The sequence below is a fragment of the Mesorhizobium sp. B2-8-5 genome (assembly GCF_006440675.2).
Lineage (GTDB): Bacteria > Pseudomonadota > Alphaproteobacteria > Rhizobiales > Rhizobiaceae > Mesorhizobium.
In genome coordinates this window covers 5395928-5410681 of sequence record NZ_CP083951.1, presented here as the reverse complement: position 1 = coordinate 5410681, position 14754 = coordinate 5395928, and the positions used below count along the sequence as shown (strand labels likewise).

Genomic DNA, 14754 nt, shown 5'->3' with positions numbered 1-14754 from the left:
ATGACCTGGGTTATCCTCACAGGCAGGCAGAACGACATCGATCAGGTGGCCACACCCCACAAGATCATCACCAACCGCGACTATCTCGCGCATCCGGCGCTGTTCCGCGGCCAACGGCCGAAGGTGATCAACCTGTCGAACAACTACGGCTACCAGAGCCGCGGCTACTACGCCTCGCTGCTGGCCGGCTCTCGCGGCCACCGGGTGATCCCGACCGTCGAGACCATGATCGACCTGTCGGAGCGCAAGCTTTACGAGCACGCGTTGCCGGAACTAGAGCTTGCCTTGAACAAATGCAGGAAGGACCTCGGCGGGTTCCCGGCCAAGGTCGCGATCTTCTTCGGCATCGGTCCGTCGAAAGTCTGGGACCGTTTCGCCAAGCTTTTGTTCGACTGGTTCCGCGCGCCGGCGCTCGAGGTCCACATCAAGGACAGCGCCGAATGGGCCTCGATCCGCAAGATCGGCTTCCTGCCGCTCGCCCGCATGACCGAGGATGAGGAAGAATTCTTCCTGCAATGCCTGGACACCTACACCAACCGCGAGTGGCGCGACACCAAGGGCCGCACGCCGGCGCGCTATACTTTCGCCACGCTGGTCGATCCGCATGAGGAACTGCCGCCATCGGAAATCTCCTCGCTGCGCTATTGGGCGAGGATTGCCGAGAAGATGGGCGTCGAAGTCGAGCCGATCACCAGGAAGGACTTGGCCAAGCTCGCCAACTACGACGCGCTGTTCATCCGCGAGACCACCTCGATCTCCAACCACACCTACCGCTTCGCGCGCCGCGCCCAGCAGGAAGGCATGCCGGTGATCGACGATCCGCTGTCGATGATCCGCTGCACCAACAAGGTCTATCTCAACGAACTGATGACCTACAACAAGGTGCCGGTGCCGCCGACGGTGATGATCGCCGGCACGTCCGACTTCGAAGTGGCGGCGCAGACGCTCGGCTTCCCTCTTGTGCTGAAGATCCCGGATTCGTCTTTCTCGCGCGGCGTCAAGAAATGCGAGAACATGGCCGAGTTGACCAAGCTCGCGACCGAATGGCTGGACGATTCCGATCTCTTGATCGCGCAGAAATTCATTCCGACCGAATATGACTGGCGCGTCGGCGTGCTCGGCGGCCAGCCGCTCTTTGCCGTGCACTATCTGATGGCGAAGAAGCACTGGCAGATCGTCAACCACAAGGCCAGCGGCAAGCCCGACCAGGGTGGGATCAAGACGTTCACGCTGAAGCAGACGCCGCCTCATGTCGTCGAGACGGCGGTCAAGGCCGCAAAATGCATCGGCGACGGGCTCTACGGCGTCGACCTCAAGGAGACCAAGGACGGCGTCTTCGTCATAGAGGTCAACGACAATCCCAATCTCGACCATGGCTGGGAGGATTCGGGCGAGAAGGACGAGCTGTGGGTGCGGCTGACGCAATGGTTCCTGGAGCGCCTGGAGCGGCCGGATAAGTAGCGGCCGGACAAATAGCGGGCAGGGAACCAACCGCCTGATTTGAGGGAACAAAATGCTGTTTTTCGTGATCGAGGATTTCCACGGCTCGGACCGCAAGGGGATCTACCGCCGCTTCCGCGACAAGGGCCGGCTGAAGCCCGACGAGCTCGTCGTGCATCACAGCTGGATCGCGGGCGACATGAGCCGCTGCTTCATGCTGGTGGAAGCCGACGATGCGACGGTGCTGCAGCGCTGGGTCATCGAATGGGCGGATTTGGTCGAATTCGAGATCGTTCCGGTGGCCAACAGCAAGGACATGGTAGCGGCATTGGCCGGGCATCTGTGAACGCATGTTTCGCGGGCCGTCAGATTGACGGCGTGACCAGCGCCGGGGAGCCGACCGCGCGCACGCATTCCCCGATCAGCCATTCCCGGAACGCCGCCACGGCATCGCGCCTCGCGCTGCGTTCGGGGATCGTCAGGCAATAGGGCTGGCGCAGTTCCAGGGATTGCGCGGCGGCCCGCACCAGCTTGCCATCCTCCAGCGCCTGGGCGCAATAGATGCCTTGCGCCAGCGCCACGCCCAGTCCTGAAATGGCGAGATCGAGCGCTGCCCGAGACGAGTTGGCCGAAAGCCCGCGCTGTGCCGCGCGGGACTCGCTTCCCGCCGCGTCGAACCAGTTGCGCCAGGATGGAAAGGCTGCCCCCGTCGGTCCCCAGTCGGTGTGAATGAGCGGCAGACCGGCAAGGCCGTCGGATCCGGTCGCGCCGGCCAGCGTCGGCGCGCAGACGGGATAGACGGCATCCCTGACGATCTCCTCGGTCGGATGCTCGCGATAGTGCGGACCGTAGGAGAGACGGATGTCGATCAGTTCATGATCGAACGGCACCGGATCGTCGTCGCCTCTCAGCGATATGTCGGCGGCGCCATGCGATGCGACAAAGCCGGCGATGCGCTCGGAAAGCCAGCCCATCGCCATGGAGGGCGGCACCGAAACGACGAGCCTCGGCCGGAACGCATCGCCGCCGACGTCGCGTGCGACACTGCCGATTTCCCGGAAGGCCATGCTGAGCCGCGGCAGCATCTCCACCCCGGCCTCGGTCAGCACCGCGCGCCGGTTGACCCGATGGAACAGCTTTCGTCCCATCTGCTCCTCGACGGTGCGGATAAGCTGGCTGACGGCCGCCGCCGAAATCGACAGTTCCTCCGCCGCGGCCGCGAAGCTGCCTGTGCGCGCCGCCGCTTCGAAGGCCTGAAGTCCGCGCAAGGAGGGAAGAGCGACCATGGCGATCCAAAAGATAAGCCTACCTTATCTATTTCGCAGAAATCCTCGTTTTTCGAAAGGTTTATTTCTGGGTATCGTGGCCTCATGAACGCAATCGACCACGACGCATCCATCGACCACCGCTCCGTGATAGCCTCGCTGACGAATGAGGAGCGCAGCCGGCTGACCGGAAAATCGGACGGGCCGGGCCTTGCCCAGTTCGCGCTCCATCTCGGCGCGATCATCCTCCTCGGCGCGCTGATCGCGGCCAAGGTGCCGTTCTGGCCGGTCCTGATGCTGCCGCAGGGCGTCCTGATCGTGTTCCTGTTCACGCTGCTGCATGAAACGGTCCACAGGACGGCATTCGAAACACAGTGGCTGAACGATATGGTCGCGCGCTTCTGCAGCCTGGCGATCGCGCTGCCGGCCGACTGGTTCCGCTATTTCCACTTCGCTCATCACCGCTTCACCCAGGACCCCGAGAACGATCCGGAACTGGCCTTTCCGAAGCCCGAGACGATGCGGCAATACATCGTTCACGTCTCCGGCCTTCCGGTATGGTGGGGCCATTTCAAGACGCTCTACACCAATGCAATGGGGCGCTGCCGCGACAGCTACGTGCCGCCAAAGGGCTTGCCGAAGGTGAAGGCCGAGGCGCGGGCGATGATCGCCTTCTATGTCGTCTTGCTGGCGCTTGCGGTCTGGTTCGAGGCATCGGTGCTGCTTTATGTCTGGATCGTGCCGGCGCTGCTCGGCCAGCCGTTCCTCAGGCTCTATCTGCTGGCCGAGCACGGCCGCTGTCCCTTCGTCGCCAACATGCTGGAAAACACCCGTACGACGCTGACCAACTGGTTCGTGCGCAAGCTCGCCTGGAACATGCCTTACCATGCCGAACACCACGCCTATCCCGGCGTGCCGTTCCACCAGTTGCCGCAATTCCACCGGCTGATCGAGCGGCACCTCAAGGTGGTCGAGCCCGGCTATGTGAGCTTCCATGAGAAATATATCGAGACGCTGCGCTAGCGCGTATTGATATTCAGGTGATGCCGGCCTGCAAATGCCGGCTTCCTGCGCTTCCGGTACTCACGTACTTCAAGTACGCTCCGCTCCGGTTCTCGGAATCCGCCATTTTCGGCGCGGCCTAACCCGAATCTCAACACGTGCTCGGGAAATCAGCCCGATTGGCGCAGCAGCGCCTGCGCACGCAGCAGCCGGTTCACCTCGGCGGCCTTGGCCGGCACGCCGATCAGATAGCCTTGCGCCTCGCCGCAGCCGGCCTTGCGAAGCATGTCCAGCTGCGCCTCGGTCTCCACACCTTCGGCGGTGACAGTGATGCCGAGCTCGGCGCCGAGCCCGATCACCGTGCGCACGATAGCCGCCGTGTCGCGCTTGTCGAGATCGCTGGTGAAGGAGCGGTCGATCTTGATCTTGTCGACGGGGAAACGCCGGAGGTAGCCGAGCGAGGAATAGCCGGTGCCGAAATCGTCGAGCGCGATGCGCACGCCGAGACCGCGCAACTGGCTCAGCGTCTTCAGCACGGCGTCGCTCTCGTCCATCATCACCGTTTCGGTGATTTCGAGCTCCAGTCGGTTGGCCGGCAGGCCGGAGAAGGCAAGCGCCGCGATCACGCTGCGGGCGAAGCCGCCGCTCTTGATCTGCGCGGCCGAGACGTTGACGGCCATGCGCATGTCCGGCGGCCAGTTCGCCGCCACGTTGCACGCCTTGCGCAGCGCCCAGTCGCCGAGCTGCACGATCAATCCGGTTTCCTCGGCGACGGGGATGAAGTTCTCCGGCGACACCAGGCCGCGCGACGGCGAGCGCCAACGCATCAGGGCTTCCGCGCCAACAATCCTGCCGGAGCCGATGTCGAGGATCGGCTGGAAATCGAGTTCGAATTCGCGCCTGGAGAGCGCCGCCTCGAGATCGGCCTCGAGCGCCCGGCGCTCGCGCATCAGCGCATCCATGCCCGGCTCGAAGAAGCGATAGACATTGCGTCCTTCGCTCTTGCCCCGGTAGAGCGCCATGTCGGCGTTGGTGAGCAGTGTGTCGGCGTCGTGCCCGTCGCCGGGATAGAGCGCGATGCCGAGGCTCACGCCCACATGCATTTCGCGCCCCTTGTCGCGATAAGGCTTGCCGACGATCTCGACGATGCGCTTGGCGAGCTTTTCGGCATCGGCGACGCTCCTGATGCCGAACTGGATGATGGCGAACTCGTCGCCGCCGAAGCGCGCCACCACGTCCTTGCTGCTGCGCACCGAATGCTGCAGCCGCTTGGCGACGCATTGCAGCAGCCAGTCTCCGGCCGGGTGGCCGAACGTGTCGTTGACCGCCTTGAAGCGATCGAGGTCGAGCGAGAGGATCGCCAGCGGCTTGGCCTCGCCAAGCGCCTGGTCCAGCCGATCGCGAAACATCGAGCGGTTGGGCAGGTTGGTCAGTGTGTCGTGATGCGCAAGATGCGTCATGCGCTCTTCGGTGCGCCGGCGCTCGGTGACGTCCTCGAAAGTCGCCACCCAGCCGCCGCCGGCCAGCGGCCGTCGCAAGACGAAGAGCGTTCGGCCGTCGACCAGTTCGCGATAGCTCGAGCGCGACTGGCCGGCATCCAGGCTGGCCTTCGTCTTGTCGACCTCGACGTCGATTTCCAGCGGCGCGAAGATGCCGAGTCGAATGAGCTTATCCAGCATCTGGCGATGCGTCATGCCCAGCGCGAAATCCGACGCCTTGGCGTTGCACAGGTCCAGAAAGCGCTGGTTGCGCACGATGAGCCGGCCCTTGGCGCTGTACATCAGCAGGCCTTGCGACATGTTGGCAAGCGCCGCGTCGAAGCGGCGGTGCTGCTCCTTCAACTCCGCCTCGGCGCGCCGCTCCTCGGTCACATCCTCGTAGATCGACACCCAGCCGCCGACGGCGATCGGCCGGTGCGAAATGACGACGATGCGCCCGTCCGACAAGACTTCCTCATAGGTCGAGGCCTTGGCGCCGTCGATGTAAGGCTTGCGGATGGCATAAAGCTCGTTCGCGCTCTGCGAGGCGATGCCGATGTCGACGCTGTGCTGCAGTATGTCGAAGAAAGGAATGCCGGGCTTCACCACCTTGGCGTCCAGGCTGAAGATGTCGAGATAGTTGTGGTTGCAGATGATCATCCGCTCATCGGCGTCGAACATGCACAGGCCATGCGACATGTTCTCGACAGCCGCCGCGAAGCGCTCGTTCTGAGCCCGCAATTCTTCCGCGATCTGCCGCGCCGGACCAATGGCGGCCGTTCTTCGCTTGCCGGCGGTGGAAGCAGTCTTGACATGTGCGCCGGGCATGAGCACGCCTTCGGACCGTGACCGAACGCAATACTGTCGCGGTCGCCGGTTAATTTAGCGTTCTTTTATGGGGTTGTATTCACGGCAAGCGAAGACTGGCGCTTGGCTTCCAGCGTCTTGAAACGCTTGAGAAAAGCCGTTTGCGCCCAGGTCACGGATTTTGGCGTGAAGTCGAAGCGGTCGGCGGAGAAGCCGCGCGGCCGCCCGAAATACTCGGTCGCCTCAGCGGTCGAAAAGCCGGCCAGCAGCGTCGCTTCGTAATAGGCGGCGATCTGGTCGGCGCGTTTGATGTCGTTGCGCAACGAGGCGGCGAGCTCCGCCGGCAGCGAGAAACGCAGATGGATGGCGCGCTGCAGGCGCAATTCGCAATCCTTGTAGGAACCGCCCATCACCGATTTGAACGGTGAGATCATGTCGCCGATGACGTATTCGGGCGCGTCGTGCAGCAGCGCCGCAAGCCGCGCCTCGGCCGGAGCGGCAGGCACCAGTTCACCGTAGAGAGCTTCGACCAGCAGCGAATGCTGCGCCACCGAGAAGGCATGGTCGCCGCTGGTCTGGCCGTTCCAGCGGGCGACCCGGGCAAGGCCGTGCGCGATATCGGCGATCTCGATGTCGAGCGGCGACGGATCGAGCAGATCGAGCCGCCGGCCGGACAGCATGCGTTGCCAGGCGCGCGGCGGCGCGCCGGCCCGGTCGGCCGCCATCAGGCCTCCTCCGCGCTAACCGCACCTTCGGGGAAGGTGAACTTCGCCCAGGCGGGAATGGCGAGCGCTACCGGAACCTCATCCGCCATGATCGCCTCGCCGGCGTCGACCGCCGCCTTGACACGGTCGATGCGGGCAACGGCAAGACCGGTCCGGCCGTCGACAGACCCGAGCGTGCCCACCGGCCGCCCGGCGACCGTGAGTTCGGTCCCGGCAGCGGGCAGGGGACCATCGGCCGACGCGATCAGCACACGGCGCCGCGCGGTGCCGCGATGCTGCATGCGCGAGACCACTTCCTGGCCGATATAGCAGCCCTTCTTGAAGCCCACGCCGCCAGTTTCGTCGAGCAGCACGTCATGCGGAAAGGCATCGCCGAGCTGGTAGTCGGAACCGCTCTCCGCGATGCCGTTGCCGATGCGCAGCACCAGCCAGGCATTTGAGTCGCCGCCGTCCTTTACCTCGCCTTCGTAAGCGCGCCTCACCGACACATCGCGGAAGCGCGTGTCGGCAAGCGCCATTGAATCGGAAGGTGAGGCGGTTGAATCATCGCCCCACGCGACCGTGACAAGCGCCTGATCCTGTTTGGCAATATCGGCCTTCGCCCTTAGCCGGTAAAGCATCAGCCGGCGCACGAAATCGTCCGCGATATCGGTGCGGCATTCGAGGCGAAAACCATTCTCGCCGGCGCGCGAGATCAGAAAATCGAACAGGATCTTGCCCTGCGGCGAAAGCAACGCGCCGGGTTTGGCTTCCCCGGGCCGAAGCGCGTCGAGGTCGGTGGTGAGGATGTTCTGCAGGAAATGCTCGGCATCGGGGCCTGACACGGAAATGAGCGCGCGGTCTTTGAGCTGGGCAAAGGGCATGGGCGTAAAATCGGCCTGATCTTGCAAAACGTTCGGCCATTACGTAAGCCGGCCACACTCCCCCCGCAAGAGATTGGACCTGCCATGGCAACCACCTTCGACCTCATCCTGACAGGCGGCACGGTGGTCAATCATGACGGCGAGGGCCGGCGCGACATCGGCGTGAAGGCCGGACGCATCGCGCGGATAGGCGATCTCGGCCAGGCTTCTGCCGGCGAAACCATCGACTGCACGGGCCTGCACATCCTGCCGGGCGTCGTCGACAGCCAGGTGCATTTCCGCGAACCGGGGCTGGAACACAAGGAGGATCTGGAGACCGGCTCCCGCGCCGCGGTGCTGGGCGGCGTCACCGCCGTCTTCGAAATGCCCAACACCAATCCGCTGACCACCAGCGAGGCAGCACTTGCCGACAAGGTGCGCCGCGCCACAGGGCGCATGCATTGCGACTTCGCCTTCTGGGTCGGCGGCACGCGCGACAATGCCGGCGATGTCGGCGAACTGGAACGGCTGCCGGGAGCGGCCGGCATAAAAGTGTTCATGGGTTCGTCCACCGGCGACCTGCTGGTCGAGGACGATGAAGGCGTCGCCTCGATCCTGCGCAACACCCGCCGCCGCTCCGCCTTCCATTCCGAGGACGAATTCCGCCTGCGCGAGCGGCTCGGCGAGCGCGTCGAGGGCGATCCGTCGTCCCATCCCGTCTGGCGCGACGAGATCGCGGCGCTGCGCTGCACCGAGCGGCTGGTGCGCATCGCCAGGCAGACGCGCGCGCGCATCCATGTGCTGCACATCTCGACAGCCGAGGAGATCGTCTTCCTCGAACAGCACAAGGATGTCGCGACCTGCGAGGCGACGCCCCACCATCTGACGCTGAGCGCCGACGACTATGCGCGGCTGGGTGCGCTGATCCAGATGAACCCGCCGGTGCGCGCCGCTCGCCACCGCGACGGCGTCTGGCATGGCATTTCGCAAGGCATCGTCGATGTGCTGGGCTCCGACCACGCGCCGCACACGCTTGCAGAAAAGGCAAAGCCCTATCCAGCCTCGCCGTCGGGCATGACCGGCGTGCAGACCCTGGTGCCGATCATGCTCGACCACGTCAACGCCGGCCGGCTCACTTTGCAGCGTTTCGTCGACCTTTCCAGCCATGGTCCGCAGCGCATATTCGGCATGGCCAGGAAAGGCCGCATCGCCGCCGGCTACGATGCCGATTTTACGGTCGTCGACCTGAAGCGCCGCGAGACCATCACCAACGCCCAGGCCGGCTCCAAGGCCGGCTGGACGCCCTATGACGGCAGGGAGGTCACCGGCTGGCCGGTCGGCACGGTCGTGCGCGGCAGGCGCGTCATGTGGGAAGGCGAGATCGTCACGCCCGGCCAGGGCGCGGCGGTGGAGTTCTCCGAGGCGCTGCCGGCCTAGCCCTTGCCAAGAATTGGATTTGTTAAGCGCTCTGCATTATCTTGGATGGACCATGACCGCGAATATTGCGGCGATCATTCCTGCGGAGTTTCCTGAACTCCAGGCGCTCGCCTGGAACCGCGATGTCATGTGTCCTATCCCGCTAAAGAGGCCTTTGCGCCTTACGAACGCAACTGGCGCTTTGTCGACCAAAAGCGCCTTACGGCGCGTGAGAAGCTGCTTATCATGAAATTGGCCGACGAATTTGGCCACGGTATCCTTCTGACCACGGCTTGAGCCGTAGCGACAATCCCAGCCGCTGTCGTTGCGCTGTCCCGCCAACATTGCCGTACCCGTTGCGTCTCAATCCCCGGCGACGAAGAACAGCCACTGTCCGGTCGGCGTGATGCCGACGCGGTAGAAGATGTAGGCGCCGAACTGCTTCATGTCGTCATAATCGCTGGCCGTGACCAGCTTGAACAACTCGACACGCTGCCTGGGATCGAGCTTGTCGAGCGGCAGCGCGAAGAAATACGGCCAGACATAGAGTTCCTGCGGCGTGCCGGTGTCGATATGGACGTAGCCGGCCGAAAGCACCTCTTCCAGGATGGCGAGGATTTCCTGGCCGTCGCCGTCGCCCGAGAGGCTCTTCAGGAAGGTGATCGGGTCGCCGTCGATGTCGCCAAGCGACAATTGCGTCATGGAATCGCCCTTGCCGATCAGCGATCTCAGCTTCTCGATGTCACCGGTCCGGCAGGCTTCGATGATCAGCCCATGCATGCGCTTGACCGGTTCGGGAAGCGTGTTGAGGTCGTAGACGACCGCAGGCGGCGGAGCGTCCGGATGGGTGTGCGGGCTGGTGATGCCGCCATTGGCGGGCGGCGTCTCCGGCTCCGACTTGTCCGTATCGTCGGCAGGTTGGTCCGAGGGCTTGGTAGCGGGCGCCTCCGGCATCGGCACGGTGGCGCCGGGCGCGGCGCTGTCGCCAGTTGCGGGCGGGGTGCCCGGCGAAGGCAGGTCCTCGCGCTGGATTTCGCTCAGCGCGTAGGAAGGCGTGCTCGTGAGGCACAGGGGCAGCGTCAGGCAGGAAGCGGCGATCAGGATGCTGAGGGCCAGCCCGCGCGGCCGGCCTGACATCGAAAATCTCACCGCTTGCCTCTCCATGGTTCCCGGGTTCGGCCCCGGCCGGCGCTCCGAGCGTCCAGGCGCATAGGCATGATGCCCAAATGGCGTGTCGCCGTCAAAAACTCGTGGTCAAAAAGTCGCTGTCAAAACAGGTGGCTAATGCTTCAGCCGTTCGGGCTCGAACGCGCCGGCGATCACCTTTTCCCGCATGCGGTCGAGGAGCGCGAGCGCAGAGGTCTCGCCATTGGCGCGCAACATCTCGCCGAAAGCGGTCTCCAGCGCTGCCTCGGCGATGATTTCCGGCTCGATGCCGGCCGATAGGCCTTCGGCCCACGCTTCGCTGTGGCTCTCAACGGCAGTCAGCCGCTTTTCTTCCCTGACCAACGCGTCGATGTCGCTGACGCCATGTTCCATTGCGATGTCCACTTCTGCAAGCATCGATCCGACGAGAGATCAGGCTTGGTCTGTCAGTTCGTCCGCAGCCTCATTTAAGTCTTTGTAAATACGACATTTTTACGGTCGTAATCTACATTGCGATCGAGACTGCGCTCAATCGATGCCGAGCTTAGCCGATTAGACCGGCTTGGGGCATCAAAACCTTCAGTTTGAGTTAATTCCACAATCGCGCGCTAACGTTTCATTAACGCTGTTGCGCAAGTGCAACACATGATTGCACCAGAGCGGGACAGGACACAATAAGGCACGTCACATTGGCGCCGATTGCCCGCAAAAAATCTGCGCAAAACGCGCAGCGGCCGAGCCGGCCTCAATTCCCGTAGCGGGAAGCGATGTCGCGCGACAACGTCTCGCCTTCCTTCATGTAGCGGGCGATGGCCTCGGTCGCCGACGGCGTGCATTGGGTGTAGGTGCCGCTGAAGGAGCGGTAGCCGCGGTTGAACGATGCGATGAAGCGGGCGCGCCGGTCGGGATCGGGATTTTCCGATTCGAGCAGCTTTTCCATCTCGGCCCGCCACTGGTCGCCCTTCTCGCCGCACAGGTTGCGCAGGAAATGCAGCGATCCGAGCACTTCCGCCAGCCGCATCAGGCCGGGCTCGAACGGCGCTTCGGCGGCGGGGGCCGGGGATGCCGCGACGATCATGCTGACAGCGAGGCACGCGGCGAGAAGAGCAGAAGCGCGGGTCATCAAAGCCTTGGCGTGAGGGAGTTAAAGCTTTGTGGCGAAACATTTCGTCGCCCGCAAGGCGATTTTTATGGGTGTCTAATCGCCCGCAGCGGCCCCTAGCAATTCCTCGGCGACCGAGAACACGTCGCCCGCCAGCGGCATCTGCGTCATTTGCGCCAGCGTGTAGAACGCCGCCGTCTCGGCATCGTCGCTGGCCACGGGCTCGCCGCCGGCATAGGCCGCGCCGAACACCGTCAGCAGATAGTCGACCGCGTGGTTTTCACTGCTGCCGTCGATATGGATGTCGCGCAGCGGCCGGTAACCTGCCGCTTCGAGCCCGGTCTCTTCCTGCAACTCGCGCGCCGCGGCTTGGGCCAGCGTCTCGCCCGCCTCGACCTTGCCGCCGGGATAGGCGTAGAGCCCCTGCGATGGCGCCCGCGCGCGCTTGACCAGAAGCACCGTCTCGCCGCGCACGACGGCGACGGAAACGGCCGGTAAGAGCTTGCGCTGTTCCATGCGTGTCGATCTCTCCGCAGCCTTTTGTGGACCGATTGGGCGAAACAAGCTTTAGCCGTTGCGGCGTGGCGGTTCCATCGCCACTTTCATTGCACGTCAATCGAAGAGCCAGATCCATGTGCGGACGCTTTGCCCTGACCGCCACGCCGGACCAGACCGCCGCCTTCCTCGGCCTGGCCGAGCTGGAGGAATTTCCGGCGCGCTACAACATCGCGCCGACGCAGCCGGTGCTGATGGCGCTTGCCGGGCCGCAGCGGGAGCCGGGCTCGAACCTGCCGGACCGCCAGGCGATGCTGGTGCGCTGGGGCCTGATTCCGGCCTGGGTCGAGGACACCAAGGCGTTTCCGCTGCTCATCAACGCCCGCTCCGAGGGTGTGCTGCAAAAGGCTTCGTTCAAGACCGCGATGCGCCACAGGCGCGCTCTTGTGCCGGCATCGGGTTTCTACGAGTGGCAGCAGTCGGGCAGCGGCAAGGGGCAACCCTACTGGATCCGCCCGCGACGCGGCGGCATGGTCGCCTTCGCCGGCCTGATCGAGACCTATGCCGAGCCGGGCGGTTCGGAGATGGATACCGGAGCGATCGTCACGACTGAGGCCAATGCCGGCATCGCCCATATCCACGACCGCATGCCGGTGGTGATCGAGGAACGCGACTTCGCCCGCTGGCTGGATTGCCGCACGCAGGAGCCGCGCGACGTGCTCGATCTGCTGAAGCCCGCCGAACCCGATTTCTTCGAGGCGATTCCGGTTTCCGACCTGGTCAACAAGGTCGCCAACACCGGGCCGGAGATTCAGGAGCGCGGCATCGTTTCGCCGCAGGCCGAAAAACCCGGGCGCCAGAAGCATGGCCCGGACGAAAACCAGATGAGCTTGTTCTAGCGAAGGTTATCAGCCTTGCGAGGCTGCTTCCGGAGGCCTTCATCTCCAGGGCGCTCTTTGGCGCCCTCATCGCCGGCGTCCCCATTGTCGGGGACCGTGCCGGTCGTGCCCTTTCAGGCAACGCGCGGCGACACGATCTTCTGCGCGGGCTTCTTCTTCTTTGCGGTGTGGAGGAGGGCCGCGACGATTGCCGCCGGGCCGATCGCGCGGTAGTGGCTGGCCAGTGCGGGCTGCGTTTGTCGGTTCTGTTCCTGCTTGGTGCGAGCCATGATTCTCTTCCCTGGTAACGGTTTCGTGTCCAGCGTTTGGCGGCCGATTCCGACCAAATCGTGACATCTGACGGTCTAGCCGGCGAATGTTTCATCACTGTGCCGACATGTTTAATAAAATGTTTCGTCCTGTCTTTACCTGTGATTCAGCCACATCTTTCCTGAGCGGAGCGACTTGACGGCAACACCTGCCAGCGCGATAAAGCCGCCCATGAAAACGTCTTTCGCCATTTGTGGCATTTGCATTATTGGCTAGCCTCGCGCTGGTCCGGACGTTTTCGCCTCATCTTTCCCCAGATCGGAAAAACGCCCCGGCCAGCAGGCTGGAGCCTGATTTGTGCCTTCGGCGCGAAGTTGGTTCCGGCAAACACAAACTAAGGACCGGGACCGCATGTCTGACGCATCGAAGGGCCTCAACCTCTACAACACGCTAACGCGGACGAAGGAGCGATTCATCCCGATCGATCCGTTGAACGTGCGCATGTATGTCTGCGGCCCGACCGTCTACGACTTTGCCCATATCGGCAATGCGCGTCCGGCGATCGTCTTCGACGTGCTTTTCCGTCTGTTGCGCCAAGTCTATGGCGAAACGCATGTCACGTATGTGCGCAACATCACGGATGTCGATGACAAGATAAATGCCAGGGCGCTGCGCGACTTCGGCGAGGCGATCGCGGCCGGCAAGCTCTCGCTCAACGATGCGATCCGCAAGGTCACCGAAAAGACCGCCGATCAGTATCACAAGGATGTCGCCGCACTTGGCTGCCTGCAGCCGACCTACGAGCCGCGAGCGACCGAATTCGTCGCGCCCCGGGCCGACGGCAAGGCCGACATGCTGTCGCTGATCCGGCAGTTGATCGAGCGCGGCCACGCCTATGTCGCCGGCGGCGAGGTGCTGTTCGACACCGCTTCGATGCCCGACTATGGCGAATTGTCGAAGCGCAATCTCGACGAGCAGCAGGCCGGCGCGCGCATCGCCGTCGACGCGCACAAGAAGAACCCCGGCGATTTCGTGCTGTGGAAGCTGTCTTCGCCTGAGGAGCCCGGCTGGGAGAGCCCGTGGGGCAGGGGCCGGCCCGGCTGGCACATCGAATGCTCGGCGATGTCCGCCGCCTATCTCGGCGAGGTCTTCGACATTCATGGCGGCGGGCTGGACCTGATCTTCCCGCACCACGAGAACGAGATCGCCCAGTCGCGCTGCGCCCACGGAACCAAGGTCATGGCCAATGTCTGGATGCATAACGGCTTCCTGCAGGTCGAAGGCCAGAAGATGTCGAAGAGCCTCGGCAACTTCTATTCGATCCACGAGCTCCTGGAGACGGACACTTTCGGCGGCCGCACCTGGCCTGGCGAGGTGCTCAGGCTGGCGATGCTGATGACGCACTATCGCGAACCGATCGACTTTTCCGTGCGCAAGCTGGAGGAGGCGGAAAACACATTGCGCAAATGGAAGCGCGCGGCGGACCTTGCACCAGTGGCCGCGAAGGACCTGCCGGCCGAGGTGGTGGATGCGCTGTCGGACGACCTCGCCACCTACACAGCCTTCCAGCGGCTTACGCAGCTCGCCGGCGAGGCGGGCGATGCCGGAGGCGAGAAAGCCGCCGGGTCCTTGAAGGCGGCGCTGGCTTTCCTGGGCTTCGATGTCGCCGCGGCCAAGGTGGACGAGGAAGCGATCGCCAAGGCGATAGCCAAGCGCCTGGAATTCATCGCCGCGAAGAACTGGGCCGAAGCCGACCGCCTGCGTGATGAGTTGCTGGCGCAAGGCGTGCAGTTGAAGGACGGCAAGGACCCCGCCACCGGCGAGCGCGTGACGACGTGGGAGATCAAGCGGTGAGACAACTTCGGCGATTGGCGAAACCATCGGCGAC

15 protein-coding genes and 1 pseudogene are annotated in these 14754 nt (G+C 63.9%); 7 read left to right on the top strand and 9 right to left on the bottom strand.

The window, feature by feature from the left end; translation table 11 throughout:
• Together FJ430_RS26865 and FJ430_RS26860 are read left to right on the top strand one after the other, a co-directional pair.
• Positions 1–1461 carry a RimK family protein gene (locus FJ430_RS26865; protein WP_140703012.1) on the top strand — a complete coding sequence of 487 codons (1461 nt, stop codon included), beginning with the start codon at positions 1–3 and terminating at the stop codon, positions 1459–1461.
• A 52-nt stretch (positions 1462–1513) separates the two neighbouring features.
• Positions 1514–1786, top strand: a complete 273-nt coding sequence (locus FJ430_RS26860) for a DUF3303 domain-containing protein (RefSeq protein WP_140644404.1) — start codon at positions 1514–1516, stop codon at positions 1784–1786.
• 19 nt (positions 1787–1805) lie between these two features.
• Here FJ430_RS26860 and FJ430_RS26855 read toward each other — a convergent pair whose 3' ends face one another.
• The gene (locus FJ430_RS26855; protein WP_140703014.1) at positions 1806–2726 is read right to left on the bottom strand and encodes a LysR substrate-binding domain-containing protein; all 921 of its coding nucleotides are present in this window, start codon (positions 2724–2726) and stop codon (positions 1806–1808) included.
• A gap of 111 nt (positions 2727–2837) precedes the next feature.
• On the opposite strand from FJ430_RS26855, the gene FJ430_RS26850 reads away from it, so the two are divergent.
• Entirely contained in the window at positions 2838–3728 is an 891-nt protein-coding gene (locus FJ430_RS26850) for a fatty acid desaturase family protein (RefSeq protein WP_140703637.1), read from the top strand.
• Positions 3729–3877: 149 nt separating this feature from the next.
• Here FJ430_RS26850 and FJ430_RS26845 read toward each other — a convergent pair whose 3' ends face one another.
• From FJ430_RS26845 to FJ430_RS26835, 3 genes are all read right to left on the bottom strand, one after another.
• Positions 3878–6013, bottom strand: coding sequence for a putative bifunctional diguanylate cyclase/phosphodiesterase (locus FJ430_RS26845; protein WP_140703016.1), 2136 nt, complete (start codon positions 6011–6013; stop codon positions 3878–3880).
• A 65-nt stretch (positions 6014–6078) separates the two neighbouring features.
• A complete protein-coding gene (locus FJ430_RS26840) occupies positions 6079–6717 on the bottom strand; it encodes a YfbR-like 5'-deoxynucleotidase (protein WP_140703018.1) in 639 nt (212 codons plus the stop codon).
• Positions 6717–7580, bottom strand: a complete 864-nt coding sequence (locus FJ430_RS26835; protein ID WP_140703020.1) for a YgfZ/GcvT domain-containing protein — start codon at positions 7578–7580, stop codon at positions 6717–6719. The genes FJ430_RS26840 and FJ430_RS26835 overlap by 1 nt, the downstream gene beginning before the upstream one ends.
• 84 nt (positions 7581–7664) lie before the next feature.
• On the opposite strand from FJ430_RS26835, the gene FJ430_RS26830 reads away from it, so the two are divergent.
• Positions 7665–8996, top strand: a complete 1332-nt coding sequence (locus tag FJ430_RS26830; protein ID WP_140703022.1) for a dihydroorotase — start codon at positions 7665–7667, stop codon at positions 8994–8996.
• A 52-nt stretch (positions 8997–9048) separates the two neighbouring features.
• Positions 9049–9272 (top strand): annotated as a pseudogene (locus tag FJ430_RS26825) (hypothetical protein).
• 66 nt (positions 9273–9338) lie between these two features.
• Here the strand turns inward: FJ430_RS26825 and FJ430_RS26820 are convergent.
• The 4 genes from FJ430_RS26820 to FJ430_RS26805 form a co-directional block, all read right to left on the bottom strand.
• Positions 9339–10124, bottom strand: a complete 786-nt coding sequence (locus FJ430_RS26820) for a hypothetical protein (RefSeq protein ID WP_181175230.1) — start codon at positions 10122–10124, stop codon at positions 9339–9341.
• Positions 10125–10256: 132 nt separating this feature from the next.
• Positions 10257–10514 carry a hypothetical protein gene (locus FJ430_RS26815; protein ID WP_040984202.1) on the bottom strand — a complete coding sequence of 86 codons (258 nt, stop codon included), beginning with the start codon at positions 10512–10514 and terminating at the stop codon, positions 10257–10259.
• 352 nt (positions 10515–10866) lie between these two features.
• The gene (locus FJ430_RS26810) at positions 10867–11244 is read right to left on the bottom strand and encodes a TIGR02301 family protein (RefSeq protein ID WP_140644411.1); all 378 of its coding nucleotides are present in this window, start codon (positions 11242–11244) and stop codon (positions 10867–10869) included.
• 75 nt (positions 11245–11319) lie between these two features.
• Positions 11320–11739, bottom strand: coding sequence for an NUDIX hydrolase (locus FJ430_RS26805; RefSeq protein ID WP_140703027.1), 420 nt, complete (start codon positions 11737–11739; stop codon positions 11320–11322).
• A 116-nt stretch (positions 11740–11855) separates the two neighbouring features.
• Here FJ430_RS26805 and FJ430_RS26800 point away from each other — a divergent pair, with 116 nt between their 5' ends.
• The gene (locus tag FJ430_RS26800; RefSeq protein ID WP_140644413.1) at positions 11856–12617 is read left to right on the top strand and encodes an SOS response-associated peptidase; all 762 of its coding nucleotides are present in this window, start codon (positions 11856–11858) and stop codon (positions 12615–12617) included.
• Between the two features lie 113 nt (positions 12618–12730).
• Here FJ430_RS26800 and FJ430_RS26795 read toward each other — a convergent pair whose 3' ends face one another.
• Positions 12731–12886, bottom strand: a complete 156-nt coding sequence (locus FJ430_RS26795; protein ID WP_140644414.1) for a hypothetical protein — start codon at positions 12884–12886, stop codon at positions 12731–12733.
• Positions 12887–13277: 391 nt separating this feature from the next.
• On the opposite strand from FJ430_RS26795, the gene cysS reads away from it, so the two are divergent.
• Positions 13278–14720, top strand: coding sequence for a cysteine--tRNA ligase (cysS, locus tag FJ430_RS26790; protein WP_140703029.1), 1443 nt, complete (start codon positions 13278–13280; stop codon positions 14718–14720).
• The last annotated feature ends 34 nt before the right edge of the window (positions 14721–14754 follow it).